Annotated in this window: 4 protein-coding genes; 1 reads left to right on the forward strand and 3 read right to left on the reverse strand. The window is 73.5% G+C overall.

The window, feature by feature from the left end; genetic code table 11:
• A partial coding sequence (locus G6048_RS34350) for a non-ribosomal peptide synthetase (RefSeq protein ID WP_206342463.1) occupies positions 1-5,683 on the reverse strand: 5,683 nt, incomplete at its 3' end.
• A 14-nt stretch (positions 5,684-5,697) separates the two neighbouring features.
• Positions 5,698-14,154, reverse strand: a complete 8,457-nt coding sequence (locus tag G6048_RS34355; RefSeq protein WP_165343503.1) for a non-ribosomal peptide synthetase — start codon at positions 14,152-14,154, stop codon at positions 5,698-5,700.
• A gap of 1,446 nt (positions 14,155-15,600) precedes the next feature.
• On the opposite strand from G6048_RS34355, the gene G6048_RS34360 reads away from it, so the two are divergent.
• Positions 15,601-17,088, forward strand: coding sequence for a UDP-N-acetylmuramoyl-L-alanyl-D-glutamate--2,6-diaminopimelate ligase (locus tag G6048_RS34360; RefSeq protein WP_165343504.1), 1,488 nt, complete (start codon positions 15,601-15,603; stop codon positions 17,086-17,088).
• Between the two features lie 57 nt (positions 17,089-17,145).
• Here G6048_RS34360 and G6048_RS51590 read toward each other — a convergent pair whose 3' ends face one another.
• Positions 17,146-18,435 carry a vanadium-dependent haloperoxidase gene (locus tag G6048_RS51590; protein WP_206342464.1) on the reverse strand — a complete coding sequence of 430 codons (1,290 nt, stop codon included), beginning with the start codon at positions 18,433-18,435 and terminating at the stop codon, positions 17,146-17,148.
• Positions 18,436-19,054: the final 619 nt, after the last annotated feature.

The raw sequence follows: 19,054 nt of genomic DNA on the forward strand, positions 1-19,054 counted from the left end.
CGACACCGCCCGCGGGCAAGGCGCGTCGGGGGCGCGAGGCCTCAACACCGCCCGAGAGCAACGCGGATTCCTCAGCACCATCCACCGGCAACACACCGTGCGGACGGGAACCCTCGACACCGCCCGCGGGCAAAGCGCCTCGGGGGCGCGAGGCCTCAACACCGCCCGAGAGCAACGCGGATTCCTCAGCACCATCCACCGGCAACACACCGTGCGGACGGGAACCCTCGACACCGCCCGCGGGCAAAGCGCCTCGGGGGCGCGAGGCCTCAACACCGCCCGTGGGCAAAGCGCGTCCGGGCTGCGGGGTCTCAACATCGTCCGTGGACAAGGGGGAATCCCCGAGCCCGGCCGTGGGCAAGGCGTTGCGGGCCAGCTTGCCGTTGGCCGTGCGCGGGAGGTGGCGGTAGGCGAGGACGCGGGCCGGGAGCATGGCGGCGGGCAGCAGGCGGGCGAGCCGGTCGCACAGGTCGGCCTCGTCGAGCAGGGCCTCGCCCGCGATGTGCGCGACGAGGCGGGGTGCGCCACGGGTGTCCGGATCCGCGCCGACCACGGCCTCCCGCACGCCCGGCTGCTGGAGCAACGCGCGCTCGATCTCGGCCGGTTCGATGCGGTGGCCCCGGATCTCCACCTGGTCGTCGGCACGCCCCTGGAAGTCGAGCGTGCCGTCCTGACGGACGCTCACGAGGTCCCCGGTACGGTACATGCGCGCGCCGGGCACGTCGGCGAACGGGTCGGCCACGAAGCGCGCGGCGGTCGGTCCGGGCAGGCCGTGGTAGCCCCGGCCGACGGCACGGCCGCCGAGGTACAGCTCCCCCGGCCGGCCGCGCGGCACGGGCCGCAGACCGGCGTCGAGGACGTGGGCGCGGACGCCGGGCAGGGGGCCGCCGATGCCGGGCAGCGGGCCGGCCGGCTCCGGCGCGACCTCGCCGTACGTGCCCACCACGGCGCACTCCGTGGGCCCGTACATGTTCATCAGCCGGAAGGACGTGCCCGGGGCGGGCCGGACCCGCAGCCGGTCACCGCCGGTGGCCAGCACCCGCAGCCCCGGCACCGGCACGTCGGAGGCCTCCGCGAGGACGAGTTCCGCCATCGGCGTGGGCAGACAGGCGACCGCGATCCGCTCGTCGGCGAACCCGCGCAGCAGCGCGGCCGGCGTACGGAGGGTGTCGTCGGCGAGATACAGGGTCGCCCCGTGGCGCAGGGTCCCGAGGATCTCCAGCACCGACCCGTCGAAGCCCGGCGCGAATCCCTGGGCCACCCGCTCCCCCGCCCGCAGCCCGGTCTCCCGCCCGAACCACGCCAGCAGGTTCTCCAGCGCCCCGTGCTCCACTCCGCACCCCTGCGGGCGTCCGGTGGAACCGGAGGTGAAGGCGACGTAGGCGAGCCGACGCACATGGCCCGAACCACGGGCGAGCGGCACGCCACCACGCCCCGTGCGGCCCTCGTCGTCCAGCGCCACCGTGGTCCTGCCGTCGGTGTGTGTCGCCGTGAGGTCGGGCGGGCCGACGAGGACGGGGGCGTCGAGGTCCGTGAGGATGCCGGCGAGCCGGTCGGGCGGGGCGGCCGGGTCGAGGGGCACGAAGGCAGCGCCCGCCTTGAGCACGCCGAGCCAGCCCACCACCAGGTCCGAGCCGCGCGGTGCGAGCACCGGCACCACGGTCTCCGGCCCGGCCCCGGCCGCCGACAGCCGTGCGGCGAGCAGCTCGGACCGCCGGTCCAGTTCGCCGTAGTCGCAGGTCTGCCCGCCGTGCACGACCGCCGGCCGCTGCGGGTCCTCCGCGGCGATCCGCCGCACCGCCCCTGCCACGTCCCCGTCGGGCACCCGCGGCTCGGCACGGGAGACGAGGTCGCTCAGGGGACGGTCCGGGTCCTTGAGCGCGGCGGCGACCAGCGCGAGGAAGTGGTCGGCGAGCCCTTCCATCGTGGCGCGGTCGAACAGGTCGACGGCGTACTCCAGATAGCCGGGCATGGGCCCTTCCGCCTCGTCGCTGAACCCCAGGGTGAGGTCGACCTTGGCGGTGCCGGGCGCTACGCCGGCCACGGCGCCCGCGTCGGTCGTCACGGTGAGGCCCGGCAGCTCCGCGGTGTGCGGGGCCGTGTTCTGGTGGGTGTAGCAGACGGTGTACAGCGGGTGCCGGGACGGATCGCGCCGCGGGTTGAGGTCGGCCACGATCCTCCCGAAGGGCACCTCCTCGTGGTCCAGGACGCCGGTGACCGTGGTCGCCGTACGCCGCACCAGGTCCCGGAACCCGGCGCCGCCGTCCACGGGCGTGCGGAACGGCAGGACGTTGTTGAAGTAGCCGACGAGTTCGTGCGTGGCGGGGCTGAGACGTCCGCTGGTGGCCGCTCCGACCACCACGTCCCGGTGCCCGGCCCACAGATGCAGCAGGGCGTTGACGGCGGCGAGCATCGTGACGAACGTCGTCACCCCTTCACCCCTGCTGAACTCCCGGACCCGCCGCGCCTGTTCGTCGTCGACACGGACCTCCAGCAGATCTCCGGCGTACGACGGCACAGGCGGCCGCGGCCGGTCCGAGGGGAGTTCGGCGGGCCGGAGGCCGTCCAGTTCCGCCCGCCAGAACCGCAGTCCGGCGTCGAGCGCCCCACCGGCCAGCCGGTCGCGCTGCGCAATGGCGTAGTCGGCGTACTGGACCGGAAGTTCCGGAAGCCGGGCGGGCCGCCCCTGGCGCCGGGCGGCGTAGTGCTCGGCGAGGTCGCGGAAGAACACCGCGGGCGACCAGCCGTCGAAGACGATGTGATGCCAGGTGCACAGCAGCAGATGGTCGTCCTCGGCCAGGGTGACCAGGGTGGTCCGCAGCAGCGGCCCGGCCTGCGGACGGAACGGCGTGCGGGCCTCCTCGACCGCGATCCGGCGTGCCTCCGTCTCGCGTTCCGCCGCCGGCCGGTCCCGCAGGTCGAGGATGGTGAGGTCGGGCGGCGGAGCGTCGAACACGGCGTAGGGCCGGCCGTCGTCCTCCAGGATCCGGGTGCGCAGCACTTCATGACGCATGGCCACCTCACGGACCGCGGCCCGGAGGGCGGCGATGTCCAGGGCGCCTTGGTAACGCAGCTGCCCCGGGATGTTGTAGAGCGGGCCCGGGGGCAGCAGACGGTCCAGGTACCAGAGCTGTTCCTGGTTGGCGGAGAGCGGGACATGGCCGGTGCGGGGAGCGGCGGTGACGTCAAGGCCGTCCGGACCTGCCGCGGTCGCCTTCCTGGAGTCGATGAGCGCGGCCAGGTGCCGGACCGTCGGGTTCTGGTAGAGGTCGGCGAAGGTGATGCGCACACCGAAGCGGACCCGGGCCTCGCGGAGCAGGGTGATACCGGCGATGGAGGTGCCGCCGAGGTCGAAGTAGTTGGCCTCGGGACCTATGCCGGGAGCGTCCAGGACACGGTGCCAGATTTCCGCCACCGCCCGCTCCGTGTCGGTGTCGGTGTCGGCGTCGGCGTCGGCGTCGGCGTCGGCGTCGGCGGGCGGAGCCGAAGGGACGGGCGTCGGTACGGCCGGGCGCGGGGCCGTACCGCTCTGCCGCTGACCCGGTGTCCCGTACCAGCAGGGCACGCTCTCGAAGGGATACGTCGGCGCCTCGACCCGCTCCAGGTCCCGGCCGTCGTAGCAGGTGTTCCAGTCGATCGGGACGCCGAGTTCGTAGAGCCTGCCGAGCGCGCGCAGCACTCCGTGGCGGCCGGAGTCGGCGGGCAGCGCGACAACCGGCAGTGCGGACGCCAGCTCGCGGATGCGCCGGGACAGCACACCGTCCCCGCCGAGTTCGAGGAGGACGGCACCCTGCTGCACGAACCCGCGTACGGCGCGCAGCAGGCCCGCCTCGTCGACCTGGTCCGTCAGCAAGGCCTCCGCCGCCCGCGTCAGCGCCTGAGCCCGGTCCAGTCTCCCCCGCGCGACCTGCACCGCGAGGTTCCCCGGCCCCGACCCGACCAGCCGCGCGGTGTCCAGACCGAGCGCCCGCACGAGCCGGTACAGCCCCGTCTGCCGCACGAGCAGCCGCCGCACCGGCACATTCGCCGGCGCCGCCTCTCCGGCCTCCGCGAGTGCCGGGAACTCCCCGCACAGCTTCTGCCACGTCCGCTCATCCACGTCGGCGACCGTCGCGTCCCCGGAGCAGAGCAGAACCAACGGCGGGTCCGCGGGCGCCGGTTCGGTGGGTGCCGTGGCGGTGCGCAGCGCTCCCGCGAGGCCGGCGGTGTCGCGGGCGACGACGGCGACGCGGTGGCGGTGGTGGTCGCGGCCGCGGTTGAGGGCGTGGGCCACCGCGGCGAGCGAGTGCCCAGTGGTCTCGGCGAAGTCGGCGAGTCCGGCGAGGTGCCGGTCCAAGGCGTCCGGCGTCGCGGCGGACACCACGACGAGTTCCCCACTCCGCCCGCCGCGCCCGGCCCGCCTCCCGCGGGCCCGGCGGGCCGGCGCCTCCTCGACGACCACGTGCACATTGGTGCCGGTCAGTCCGAAGGAGCTGAGCCCCGCCCGGCGCGGGCCGCCCCCCTCGCCCTCGGGCCAGGGCCGGGCGGTGTCGTTGACGCGGACGGGGCTGCCGGAGCCGAGCAGGGGGTGCGGCTCGGTGAAGCCGGGCGTCGGGTAGAGGGTGGCCCGACGCAGCCCGGTGACCACCTTGAACAGGCCCGCCATGCCCGAAGCGTGGTCGAGGTGGCCGAGGTTGGCCTTGACGGCGCCGATCGGCAGCGGCTCCCCCGTCGCCCCGGCGCTCATGAGGGCCGTCCGCAGTCCCGCCGCCTCCACGGCGTCGCCGAGCGCCGTGCCGGAGCCGTGGCACTCCACGTATCCGGCGGAGGTGACCGGCAGACCCGCGTTCCGCCAGGCCGCCTCGATCACCTCGGCCTGGGCGTCCCGGCTGGGCGCGCTCATGCCGGTCGCGCGGTAGCCGTTGTGGTTGACGGCGGTCCCTCGCAGTACGGCGTGGATGTGGTCGCGGTCGGCCAGCGCCCGGGACAGCGGCTTGAGGACGACGATTCCGCCACCCTCGCCGCCGACGGTGCCGTCGGCCGCGGCATCGAACGGGCGGCACACACCGTCCGGCGACTCGATGCCCGGCAGCGGCTCGTACCCGGCCAGAGGCCGCAGCACGGTCTGGAGACTCACCCCACCGGCGATGGCGAGCTCGGCCTGTCCGGAGCGCAGCTGCTGCACGGCGAGGGCGACCGCGGCCAGGCTGCCGCTGCACGCGGTGTCGACGACGTGGCAGGGGCCGGCGAGGTCGAGCAGATAGGCGACGCGGGCGGCGCTCGCCGACGGCAGGGTGCCGAGGATGCGCTGCGGGTCGTCGTCGGGGACGAGTCCGGCATAGGCGGGGTCGGGTGCGCTGAGGACGACCGCGGTGCGCGAGCCGCGCAGCTCGCCCGGAGCGTGGCAGGCGTTCTCCACCGCCCGGTGCACCAGGTGCAACGCGAGCCGCTGATGCGGGTCCATGGTCTCCGCCTCACGCCGGGAGAGCCCGAAGAAGGCGTGGTCGAACAGGTCGATGCGGTCGAGGTAGGCGCCGGGCGCGTACGAGGTGCCGGGGTCACCTCCGGCGTACCGCACCCGTTCGGCGCTCGGCGGTGCCACGGCGACCCGTCCGGCGCGCAGATTGTCGTGAAGCATGTCCAGGTCGTGAGCGCCGGGCAGCGCCACCGCTACTCCGACGATCGCCACAGGGTCGTGACCCATTACGTCCCCCCGCATCACAGTTCCCAGTCGCCGGTGCCGTCGTCCACGGCATCCGCCCGGTCGTCCGCCGCGCGCTCAGCCGTTCCGACGTCGGCTCCGTCAACGGGCGCGGGAGCGGGGCCCGACGGTGACCCGCCCTCGTCGCCCGACACGCGCTCCGCCATCCCCACGGCAACCCGGCCGCCCCGCACGGAAACAGGTCCCTGCGATGGCCCGCCATCGCCGTCCGACGCACGCTCCGCCGTCCCCGCGGCGTCTCGGCCGTCCAGCGCGGGAGCGAGGCCCGGCGGCAGCCCGCCACCGTCGTCCGACGCACCCGCTGCCGCTGCCGTTGCCGCGGCGGCCCGGCCGTCCCACCCGGAATCAGATCCCGACGGCGGCCCGCCCCGCTCGTCCAGGAGCCGGGCCATCTCCTCCACGGTGGAGTGATCGAGGAGGTCCGCGATCAGGATCGGTTCGCGCCCGGGCGGGTTGAGCCGTGCGGCCAGTTCCAGGAGGCTCAGGGAGGTTCCACCGGCCTCGAAGAACTTCTCCCGCGCGCCGATGCCGTCCCGGCCGACGAGCCGGGCCCACTCCCGGGCGACCCAGCGTTCGGTCGCGCCCCGCGGAGCGCGGCCGGTGACGGGCCGAGTGGGCGGGGCGGCGCCGAGGCGGTGGCGGTCGACCTTGCCGTGCGGGGTGAGCGGGAGGCTGTCCCGCACCAGCCATGCCGAGGGCACGAGGTGGCCGGGGAGTCGCCGGGCGAGGTCCGCGCGAACGGCGCCGAGCACCTCCGCCGTGCCGTCGGCGGGGACCGCCGGGACCAGATGGGCCGTCAGTCGCCGCGTGTGGCCGGTGCCGTCGGCGGTGACGGCGGCCTGGGCGACGGCCGGATGGGCGGTGAGCGCCGCCTCGACCTCGGCGGGTTCCACCCGGAATCCGCGCACCTTGACCTGGTCGTCGACCCGCCCGAGGAACTCAAGACCGCCGTCGGCCCGGCGGCGGACCCGGTCGCCGGTCCGGTACATGCGGGCGCCGGACGGCCCGTACGGACAGGCCGTGAACCGCAGGGCGGTCTGCGCGGGCCGCTCCCGGTATCCGCGGGCGAGCCCGGTGCCCGCCAGGTACAGCTCGCCCGCGGCGCCGGTCGGCACCGGCCGGAGCCGGGCGTCCAGCACGTACACGCGCGTGCCGGGCACGGGGGTGCCGATCGGCGGTTCGCCGTCACCCGTGAGCGGGCCGCTGACGGTGGCGCACACCGTGCTCTCGGTGGGCCCGTAGGCGTTGAAGACCGTGTTCCGCACGGCGAGCCGGGCGGCGAGCGCGGCGGGCAGGTGTTCGCCCGCGGAGACCACGGCCGTCGTGCGGGGCAGTGTCCCGTCGGGCAGCATCCCCAGCACCGCGGGCGGCAGCGTGACGTGGGTGACGGCCTCCCGGGCCAGCGTCCGGGCGAGTTCAGGGCCTGGCCGGAGCCGTTCGGCGGAGGCCAGGACGAGGGTGGCGCCGGTGAGCAGCGCCGCGCACGTCTCCCAGAAGGCGGCGTCGAAGCTCGGTGCCGCGAACTGGAGGACGCGGCTGCCGGGACCACCGGCGCAGGTGCCGCGCACCGCGGCCAGCATGCCGGTCACTCCCCGGTGGGTGACGTCGACTCCCTTGGGACTGCCGGTCGATCCCGAGGTGTAGATCGTGTAGGCGGTGCTGTCCGGCCGTACCGGCACCTCGGGCGCTGTGTCCGGCAGGCGGTCGAGCAGGGCCCCGTCGAGGGCGACGACACGCACCGTACCGGGCCGCCAGGGCGCGTCCCCGGGCGTCCGGGTCAGCAGGAGTGCGGCGCCGGAGTCCGCGACGGCGCGTGCGGCGTGCTCGCCGGGGTGGTCGGGGTCCAGGGGCAGGAAGGCCGCTCCGGCCTTGAGGACGGCGAGTTGGGCGGCGATCCGGTCGACACCGCGGGGCAGGGCGACCGCGACGAGGGCCTCGGGCCGGGCACCGCACCCGATCAGGTGGTGCGCGAGCCGGTTGGAACGCGCGTCCAGCTCCGCGTAAGTGACCCGGTCCGCCCGCTCCCCGTCGCCGTACGAGAGTGCCGTCGCGTCCGGCGTACGAGCCGCCTGGGCCGCGAACAGGTGGTGCACACAGGCCGGTTCGGGCGCACCCCGTGTTCCGGCGGTGTCGCGCGGCGCGCTCTCGCCGGTCAGGGGTACGGCAGCCACCGGCGCGTCCGGCGCGACGGCCGCCAGGGCGAGCAGCGCGGTGCGGAGCTCGTCGGCCAGCCGGGCGATCTCGTCCGTGGTGAACACGGTGGTGTCGTAGTCGAGTTGGAGCACGAGAGCGCCACCGGAGTGCACAAGCAGCGACAGCGGGTAGTGGGTGGTGTTGTCGGTGTCGAGGCGGACGACGCGCACCGTGCCCACGCGTACGGCGGCCGGGTCGTAGGGGATGTTGTCGAAGGCGAGGGCGGTGTCGAACCGTCCGGCGGCGCCCGGCAGTTCGGACAGCGGGAAGGTGGCGTGCCGGCGCGCTTCGACCTGACGGGCCTGGAGGGCGCGCAGCCAGTCCAGGAGCGGGGCGCGCTCGTCGACGCGGATGCGCACGGGCAGCGTGTTGACGAGCAGCCCGATGATGCTCCCGGCGTCCGGCAGCTCGGCGTCGCGGGTCGAGACGGTGGCGCCGAACACGACGTCGTCCGTGCCCGCGTGCCGGGACAGCAGCAGTGCCCACGCGGCCTGGACAAGGGTGTTGAGGGTGAGCCGGTGGCGCCGGGCGAAGGCGCGCAGCCGCTCGTGCTCGGGCAGCGGAATCGTGACGGTGTGCCCGGCGTGCGGCCCGCTCCGGCCGCCCGGCGCGGGACGGCGGCCGTACGGCAGCGGTGTCGGCGCGGTGCGACCGTCCAGCTCCGCCTGCCAGTGGGCGCGGCTCTCGGCCCGGTCGCGGTCGCGCAGCCACTGGACGTAGTCCGCGAAGGGCCTGCGCGGCACGACGGCCGGGGCACGTCCGGCGGCGAGATCCTCGTACGCGGCGAGGACGTCGGTGAGGATCTCCGACACGCTCCAGCCGTCCACGAAGAGGTGGTGGGTGGTCCACAGGACCGTCATCTCGTCTTCGCCGGTGCGGGCGAGGGCCAGCCTGAGCGGCGGTGCCTGCCGCGGATCGGGGTCCCACCCCCGGTCCCGCTCGGTCAGCGCCGCCAGCGCGTCCCGCAGGGCGTCCGGGCCGAGCCCGCGCCAGTCGTACGCCGTGACGGGCGCCCGGAACTCGGGGTGCACGATCTGCTCCGGCCGCCCGCCGTGGGGCAGGTGCACGGTGCTGCGCAGTGCCGGCGTCTGATCGACGACGTGCTGCCAGGCGCGGGCGAGCGCGTCGGCGTCCGCGATGCCCGCGAGGGTCAGGGTGATGCGGCGTGCGTAGAGGTCCCGCCCGGCCAGGGAGTGATAGAGCAGCCCGGCCTGGAGGGGGGTCAGCGGGTAGCGGTCGCGTCGCGCGGGAACGTTCTCGGCCGCGGGCGCGACCGCGCGCGCGGCCTCGGCCAGGGCGCGCACCGTGGGCCGCTCGAACACGTCCTTCGGGGTCACCGCGAGACCGGCCGCGCGTGCCTCGGCGACGAGCCGCACGCTGGTGATGGAGTCGCCGCCGAGGTCGAAGAAGTCGTCGTCGACACCGACGCGTTCGACCCCCAGGGCCGCCGACCAGACGCCCGCCAGGGTCCGCTGCGCCGGGGTCTCGGGCGGCGCGTACGCCGACTCCGGCGCGCGGGCGGGCCCGGGTCGGGGCAGGGCACCCCGGTCGACCTTGCCACTCGCGTTGAGGGGCAGGACGGGTACGGCGACGAAGACGGACGGGATCAGGGCGGCGGGCAGGGTGCGGCCGAGCAGACGGCGCAGGGCCGTGCCGGCGGGGGCGTCCCGGCCGGGGCGCGGCACGACGTAGGCCACCAGCCGTGCCTCGCCCGCCTCGTCGCGCCAGGCCGTGACGAAGGCCTCGGCGACATCGGGGTGAGCGCGCAGTGCCGCCGCCGTCTCGGCCGGTTCGACGCGGTGGCCGCGGATCTTGACCTGGTCGTCGACGCGGCCCAGATGGGTGAGTGTGCCGTCGCCCCGGAGCCGCACGAGGTCGCCGGTGCGGTACATGCGGCTGCCGAGCGCACCGAACGGGTCGGCTACGAAGTGTGCTGCGGTCTGCGCCGGCTGCCCCAGGTAGCCGCGCGCCAGACCGGCCCCGGCAATGTGGAGTTCCCCGGGCGTGCCGACGGAGACCGGGCGGAGCCAAGGGTCCAGGACGTAGTGCCGCGCGCCCGCCACGGGCCGCCCTATGGGCACACCGTCCGCCCCGGCCACCGAGTCCGTGACACCGAGCGGCACGAGGTGGGCGGTGGAGCACATCGTGGTCTCGGTCGGCCCGTAGAGGTTGCCGAAGGAGTGTCCGGCCGCCCACGCCCGCGCCGTGTCCGCGGGGCACACGTCGGCCGCCGAGCAGACGAGCACCGAGTCGGGCACCGCGGCGGGGTCGAGGGTGCCGAGCAGGGCGGGTGGCAGCATCAGTACGGTCGTGCCGTCGGCGCGGACCCGGCGGGCCAGCGCGTACGGGTCGAGCCGCTCCTCGGGCAGGCTGAAGCACACGGCCGCCCCGGTCAGCAACGGCATGAGGATCTGCCACAGACCGCCGTCGAAGGCGCAGGACAGATGCTGGAGCATCCGGGCCCCGGGCCCCAGTCCGAGCGTGCGACGGCTGTCCGCGGCGAGGGCGGTGAGCCCGGCGTGCGGGATCTGCACGCCCTTGGGCCGCCCGGTCGACCCGGAGGTGTGGACGACGTAGGCGAGGTGCTGCGGCAGGACCGGCCGCCGCGGCGCGGTGCCGGGCCGCCGGGCGATCGCCGTGCGCTCCTCCTCCGCGTCAAGGCGTACGAGGGGGGCGACGCCCTCCGGAAGCAGGGCCGCGTGCTCGCGGTCCGTGACGATGAGGAGCGGTGCCGCGTCGGCGAGCACGTCGGCGTGCCGCTGCGGCGGGTGACCGGAGTCCAGCGGCAGGAAGGCGCCTGAGGCCTTGAGCACGGCGAGCGCGGCCACGGCGAACTCCGGGCCCCGGTCGAGACAGATACCGGCGACGGTGTCCGGACCGACGCCCAAGCCGACGAGATGGTGTGCCAACTGGTTGGCGGCATGGTCGAGTTCGCGGTACGTCAGCTGCTCCCGGCCGCGCACGACGGCCGTCGCGTCGGGGTGGCGGCGCACCTGCTCGGCGAACACCTCGTGCACACAGCGGCCGTCCTCGGCGGGGCCGCCGTCCAGCCGGAGGACCGGCTCCCTCCGCTCGACGCCGGTCAGTCGGGGCAGCTCGCGCAGCGGCCGGTGCCCGTCGCGCCCGAGCCGGTCCAGCAGCTCCTGGAGGGCGCTCGCCAGCCGCTCGACCGTCGAGGCGTCGAACAGGTCCGTGCGGTAGAGGAAGTCCGCCCGCAGCCCGTCGTCGGTGTCCCGGAACTCGACGGTCAGGTCGAAGTCGGCGGCCACGGCGGGCACGTCGACCTCGGTGACGGCCAGGCCGGTGAACTCCCTTGACCGGGCCGGGGTGTTGGCCATCACGATCAGCACTTGGACCAGCGGGTCCTGACTTGAGTGGCGGTCAGGCGCGAGTTCCTCGACGAGCCGGTCGAAGGGCAGTTCGGCGTGGTCCACGGCCTCCGCGACCATGCCCCGTACGTCGCCCAGCAGTTCGGCGAAGCTGTGCCGCTCGTCCACGGTGCCGCGCAGCACCACCGTGTCGGCGAAGAACCCGACCAGCCCCTCCAGGTCCACGTCGTCACGCCCCGAGACGACGGTGCCGACGGCGATGTCCTGTCGGCCCGTGCGCCGGGCCAGCAGCAGCATGCAGGCCGCCAGCAGCGTCACGTACAGCGTGGCGCCCTGCTCGCGGCCCAGCGCGGCGAGCCGGTCGCGGAGTTGCGGGAGCACAGTGCGCCGGATGCGGCCCGCGGGGCCGGTGCGTGCGGTGCGGGGCCGGTCCCGGGGCAGTTCGAGAGGTGCCATGCCGTCCAACCTCCGCCGCCAGTAGGCGAGGTGGCGATCGGCGAGGCCGTTCTCCGCCATGCGGCGGTGCTGCCGGACGGCGTGGTCCGCGTGCCGCAGAGGCAGCGGCGGGAGGTCGGGCGCCGTCCGCGCACCGGCCACGGCTGCCGAGTAGCAGGTGCCGAGTTCGGCGGCCAGCACTTCGTAGGACCAGTCGTCGGTGATGATGTGATGCGCCGTCAAGGTCAGAAGGTGTTCGTGCTCGCCGAGCCGGACGAGCCGGGGCCGCAGCAGCGGCAGTTCGGCCAGATCGAAGGGGTGAGTCAGGTCGGCGCGTTGCAGTCGCTCCGTCGCGGCCTCGCGCTCCGGCCCCGGGAGCCCACTGAGGTCGCTGTGCGCCAGGCGCAGCCGGGCCCTGGGGTGCACGACTTGGACACAGCGGCCCGCCTCGCTGCCGAACGTGGTGCGCAGCCCTTCGTGGCGCGCGACGACCCAGTTCAGCGCGACGTCCAGCGCGACCGGGTCCAGCGCTCCGACCAGCCGTAACGCCAGGCCGACGTGGTAGGCGGGGCCGGGATCGTACTGGTGCAGGAACCACAGCCGCCGCTGAGCGTGGGAGGGCACGAGCCGCAGCGGGGCGTCGCCTTGGGCACGGGGGTCGCGGTGCGCGGCGGCGGCAGGACACTCGTCGGCTCGGTCCCCGCTCTGGGTGCGTGTAGCGTCGGTCTCCGTGGCCAGGTCCGCCAGCGTGGGGGCGCGGAACAGGGCGCCGGGCGGGAGCGGGGCGCCGAGCGCGGCGCGGGCGCGGGCGGCCACCTGCATGGCGAGGACCGAGTCGCCCCCCAGGGTGCGGAAGAAGTCGTCGTCCCGTCCGATGCGTGGCACGCCGAGGACCTCGGACCAGACGCGGGCCAGCATCCGCTCGGTGTCGGTGCGCGGGGCCTCGAAGCCGGCGTCGGCAGGCCGCGGCGGGCGGGGGTCGGGCAGCGCACGCCGGTCGGTCTTGCCGCCGGGCAGTCGCGGCAACCGGTCCAGTGCGACGAAGACCGTCGGCACCATGTGCTCCGGCAGGTGCCCGGCGAGACGGTCGCGCAGCCGGGCGGCGTCGGGTTCTCCGCCGTCCTCGGTCACCACATAGCCGACGAGCCTGCGCCGCCCTCCGCCGTCCTCCTTGACGGCGACCGCCGCGTCCCGCACACCGGGGCTCGCGACCAGCGCGTTCTCCACCTCGGCGGTCTCCACCCGGTGGCCATGGATCTTCACCTGCCCGTCGGTGCGGCCCAGGAAGTCGAGGTGCCCGTCGGCCCTGCGCCGGACCAGGTCCCCGGTGCGGTAGAGCCGCTCACCGGCGGCGCCGCAGGGGTGGGCCACGAAGGTGAGCGCGGTCGCGCCGGGCCTGCCGTGGTAGCCGCGCGCCAGCCCCGGCCCAGCGATGTACAGCTCCCCGGTGCCGCCCGCGGGCACGGGCCGCAGGGCCGCGTCCAGGACGTGGACGGTGGTGCCGGCGACGGCGGGCCCGACCGGCACGGTCGCCGCGCCGTCGATCACCTGCTCGTCCAGGAACAGGACACAGGAGTCCACCGTGGTCTCGGTCGTGCCGTAGGCGTTGACCACCGTGCTGCCCGGCGCGACGGCGGCCAGCAGTTCCCGGCAGTCCTCGGCGAGCCAGCCCTCCGACCCGACGGACAGCAGGCGCATCGGCGGGATGAGCGTGCCGCGCGAGACGGCCTCCCGGGCCAGCAGCTTGGCGAGCGAGGGCACCAGCTCCATGGCGGTGCCCCCACTGCGCGTCACTAGATCGAACAGCCGGGACGGATCGGTGATCACGTCCTGTTCGGCGATGACGACGGTGCCCCCGGCGAAGACGGAACGCAGCAGGTCGGCGAGGAATAGGTCCACGGAGAGCCCGCTGACGGACACCAGCTTCAGGGCGGCCGCACGGAGCCCGTACAGCCGTTCCCAGGCGCTGTGCAGACTGATCAGGTTGGCGTGGGTCACGAGGACCCCCTTGGGGGTGCCCGTGCTGCCGGACGTGTACATCAGGTAGGCGAGGGAGGCAGGCGCCGGGCGGGCCCGTACGCCAGGAGGTTCCGGCCGCTCGGGCAGCTCATCCAGCAGAACGGGGCGGGGTCCGCGCGGCAGGAGCGGGGTCAGGCGGCGCCGGGTCACCACGAGGCCCAGGCACGCGTCCTCGCTCGTCCGGCTCAGCCGCTCGGGCGGATGGACGGGATCGAGGGCCACATAGGCGCCTCCGGCCTTGAGAATGCCCAGCACACCCACGACCATGTCGAAGCCGCGCTCCACGCACATGCCGACCACGACGTCCGGTCCGACGCCGCGACGGACGAGCTGCCCGGCGAGCCGCTCGGCGCGCTCGTCCAGTTCACGGAAGTCCATCCGGTGCGAGCCGTGTACGACGGCGACCGCGTCCGGCGTCCGGGCCGCCTGCCGCTCGAACACCTCGTGCACGCGCAAAGGCTCCGCACCCGCCGCCATGGACCCTCCGCACCCTCGGCCGCTGTCCGCCCGAACGACCGGACGCCTGAATGGGGAATCGATGATGGTGCGCGGAGATATCGACCGGCTATCTCCTCGTTATCCCGTTCGCCGTCGAGTGCGGTGCGAGAGGTTGCTACCAGCCCTCCGGGAACGGGAAAAGCCGCCCTCCCACAATCGAGAGAACGGCCTCCGACCTGCATCAAAGCTGGTCGGGACGACAGGATTTGAACCTGCGACCCCTTGACCCCCAGTGGGTGCTCCATGAGCGGCGTGCGACGGGTCGTTCTTCGAGGTCACTGTCCGGCGTACTCAGCCGAGTAAAGGAGTCTGTGCGTTCAAGCCTCAGCCGGACAGCCTCGTCGCCTCACACACCGCCTTCCGCTCGTCGACGGGAACCGCAACGAACTCTGACTTTTCCATCGTCTCGCTTCGCCCAAGAGCCAGCAAGTCGGAACATATATGCGGGCCTTGCGCTCTGAGGCGACGCTGGCCTACGTGCCGTCGAGATCCATCTGGGTGCGAATCGTTCAAGGGAACGTCTTCGTCGAGCGCTCTGGCCTCCGGCCCCGTGTGCCCTCGACATCCCTCCGAGGTGAAGCGATCCCGGATGGATGGACGCTCTACGCGTTGACTCCAACCCCGCGTTGGGGCTGCTGGAGGTAGTAGTCGGCTGCGCGTTCGGCGGTCGGATATCGGTCGCGGTTGGCAGGCGCTGGTGTTGAACCAGGCGCCCCATTCCGCAGTGGCGAGCGTGACCTCGACCCGCTCCTACCGTGCGCAGCGCGAAGCTGTTCCCCAAGGCGGCCACCGCGGCGAACCAGCTGATTGGACCTGTCGGCGCTCAGCACGATCGAGCGCGAGCGCCAGGCCACCTTCGATCTCGAACAGGCCGACACCTGCACGCCGACACGGCCCACGGCGACCGAGCCCCATTTGCCGCCCGCTGCACCGCTGCCGGGGCCACCAAGGGCGCCGGACGAGGAGGTACCCGCCTCGGGCGCCCTCGGTGGCGCGCCGAGCGTGGCCTTGGGGCCGCTCGGGCGGACGTACACTCGGCACATGAGTCGCACACGTGCCGTGAGGGATAGCCTGCAGCAGGCTGCCTGTCGGCTGTGCCCGGCTGCCGTGGGCCCGGCGACCGCAGCTGACAATGAGGCGCCCGAGAGTGGCCGTATCGCGCTGCACGGCCACGGCTAGCGATTCTCCGCGCCCTCACCGGGGCGGGGCCCTGGCCTCGCCCGGCTCGCTGTTCTTGTAAACACACCGCAGGCAATACGGCAGGACTGCTGCTGCCGGCCTGAGCCGCCGCATCCGGTTCTGATCGGACGCGTCCGCGACACCTGCGCACCCGCTCAACGGCACCACCGCAGCTTCCGGCGCACCGCCGGGCTGCCGCCTGGCGACGGCCCGACGACGGCCCGAGCCACCTTCGAAGGGATCACTGTGAAGCTGAGCGAGTTGCTGGCCGGGCAGGAGCACCATGTTCTGCAGGGCGACCCGGCGAGGACGTGGATCACCGCGGGAACCACCTTCGACGCCGACCGGGTGACGCCGGGTTCGCTGTTCATCGCCGTGCCCGGCCACCGTGAAGGCGGCCCCGACTCGGTGGCACCTGCCCTCGCATGCGGCGCGGCGGCGGTACTCGTCGACGCCGCGACGCCGGCACCTGCGGCGTCGGTGTGGGCGTCGGCACCGGAGGTGTGCGTCGTACGGGTGCCGGACACCCGGACAGCGGCCGCGGTCGTCGCCTCCCGCTATTTCGGTGAGCCGGGGCGGCAGATGGACATGGTGGCGATCACCGGTACCAACGGCAAGACGTCGGTGTCGTACATGGTCGAGTCGGTCCTGCGGATTTCCGAGGGCGCGAAGGTGGGGGTCATCGGGACCGCCGGCAGCCGGATCGGCGACGAGCTGATCCCGATGCCGAGGTCGGTGCTGACCACGCCGGAGTCGCCGGACCTGCAGTACCTGCTGGGGTGCATGCGCGACCGCGGAGTCGGCAGCGCGGTACTGGAAGCCACGTCCATGGCGCTGCTGACACACCGGGTGGACCGTACGTTCATCGACGTCGGCGTGTTCACCAACCTGACGCAGGATCACCTGGACGATCACGGAACGATGGCGAACTACCGGGACGCCAAGTTGCGTCTGTTCCAGGGCTTGTGCAGGCGCGCTGTGGTCAACGCCGACGACCCGGTGGGCGCCGGGATCCAGGCGATGATGCCGGGCACGGTGACCACGTACGCCCTGGACGCCGAGGCGGACTACCGGGCCACCGACCTCTCCGTGGACGCCTCCGGCACGCGTTTCATCCTGCACCACGACGGCCGCAAGTATCCGGCGGCGATCCCCATTCCGGGCCGCTTCTCGGTGGCCAACGCGCTGGCCACCGTGGCGGCCTGCCACCTTCTGGGCCACGATCTGGGCAGGCTGGTCGCCGCCCTGGACCGGATGCCTGCGATCCCGGGTCGGTTCGAGCGCTTCCAGACGCCGCGCGGCACGTCGGTGATCGTGGACTACGCCCACTCACCGGACTCCCTGGACAAGGTCCTCACCACCATCCGCGACTTCGCACGCGGCCAGGTCATCACCGTCTTCGGCTGCGGCGGGGACCGGGACACCACCAAGCGGACGGACATGGGCAGGATCGCCGGAACCCACTCCGATCTGTGCGTCCTCACCTCGGACAACCCCCGCAACGAAGACCCCCAGGCCATCCTGGACCAGATCGCCCCCGGCATCGCGGCGACCGGCACACCGTTCGAACGGTTCACCGACCGCCGTCAGGCCGTCGCCTTCGCTCTCTCCGCCGCGTGCCCGGACGACATCGTCCTGATCGCCGGCAAGGGCAGCGAGCCCCATCAGATCATCGGCGACAAACTCCTCCCCTTCAGCGACATGGCAACCGTGCTCGAACTCACCCGGGGTTAGCGGGCCCTGCCGCCTCAATTGCGGACCGCCCGCGCCGTACTCGGTTGGACGGCCGCGTCAGCGCCGCTGGAAGGCGCGGTTCAGGACGTCGTGGGTGACCGCCAGCCCGAGCCGGTGCCCGTGCTCGGAGGCGAAGCGGTAATGCACGCCGGCCCAGATTCGCGCCTCCAGGAGTTCGGCTGTCGCCGCCTGAAGGCTGTCGTAGCGGCGGGTCGTGCCGGAGGCGGGGCTGTACGCGGCGAACGTGAGGTCGTCACGGCCGAAGAACGACCCCAGGGCCGTCATGACCGCCGTGGTGAAGCAGGCGTGGCCCGACGGGTACTCCGGCGACGGGGCGGTGACCCGCAGCGGCGTCCAGTCCGGGTCGGGATCGGTGGCCGCGTTGCCGTCGGTGCCGGCGAGCGGAATGGCCGTCACTGGGCGCCAGAAGTTCCAGTGCGCCTTGGCCTTGTAGCAGGCGATCAGGGTGTCGGCGGATGCCACGTACACCATGGCGAGCAGCCGGGCCGTCCGGAGGCTGCTGAGGCGGTGCGCGCCGGCGAGTTGCCGGGTGATCGACCATTCGACCATCCGGGGGTCGTCCCACCAGATCGCCGCCTCGGTCTGGTCCTCGGTGCGGACGGTGCTGGTGACCGCGCCGAGGCTCTTGACCTCGTTCAGGTCGCGGGCCCAGGCGGCGCCGGTCAGGGCCGGCGGGGGCTTGACCCGGTAGGCGCCGGCGTCGGGGACGACGAACGGCTTCAGGTTCGGCACCCAGGCGCCGACGTTGACGTAGCCGGGCGGGGTGAGCCGGTATTCGCCCGGCTCGGTGCCGACGGTCCACGGCGCGGTGGGGTCGAAGCCGTCGTCACGGCGGCTCTCGGTAATCGCCGCGGCGGCGGCCCTGCCGACGGCCACCCCGCCGTCCTCGGCGCGGCCGTCGGGGATCGCGGCCAGCGCCTCGTCGTACCTGGCGTTCAGCGACTCGGCCTGCCCGGGGAAGAGCCACAGCAGCGTGTCGTGGGCGGCCGCGGCGACCGCCGCGGCGGTGGAGTCCCCGGGGTGGCTGCGGGGCGCGCTGACCAGGGGCTCGTACGGACGGCCGGCGACGGCGTTGACCGCGTCGTACACGGCGCCCTGCACGATGGCGAAGCTGCGGGTGCTGGTGGTGGGCGACTGCTTGGCGGTGTCGTAGATGGCGGTCTGGGCGTGGATGTTCCAGGCGATGACGGGATTGCCCGGGGCGGCCTGCACGCCGCTGTGTGCCTCGGCGGCGGTGGCCGTCAGTGGGACGGTCAGGGCGATTACGGCGAGGACCGCGATACGGCGTAGCCCTCTGAATGATCCGGCGAGCGGGCGTTGTGTCACGAGACCCCCATGGGCTTGTCGGTGACAGATTGTCAGAGCCTAGAGGCAGGGGTCAGTTTTTGTCGTTACATCGACAATCATCGACAATCCGACGGGGTTCACACCCGGATGTCCGTCACCTCGGCGACGACCGCGGGCTCCGGCCGGGAGCACTCGGCCGGAGCGCCCTCCGGGCGGGCCGGTTTCATCTTCCACCGACGGACGACCAACTGAGACGACTTCTAAGAGGTCGTTTTCATCTGCAGATTAGGTTTCATCCCAGCAAGTCCCCGTGGCGAATTGGGCCTTGAGATACCTCAGGGGTTGGAGCGATTAGCGGGGTGCGAGGGAGGCTCAAATTGCCCGTCTCATCCGAGGAAGCCCGTCTCATTCCAAGGAGAGTTGATATCAGCGATTACTCCCGCCGCTCTGCGCAGGAACCCGATACGCGAGAGACGTAAACACCTGTCTGTGGCGCGTGACGTCGCACAAAATAGTTGAAAACGACCTCTAAGAGGGCGTTTATGCAGGTCAAGCCCTATATGCGACTCTCGTTCCTGCCCTGCTTTGAGGGCTTTCATCCCCTAGGCGGCGAATGGCGCTCTCCAGGGCGGAGGCGCGGCCATCCGTCTCGTTCGCT

The sequence above is a fragment of the Streptomyces ureilyticus genome, assembly GCF_011045025.1.
Lineage (GTDB): Bacteria > Actinomycetota > Actinomycetes > Streptomycetales > Streptomycetaceae > Streptomyces > Streptomyces ureilyticus.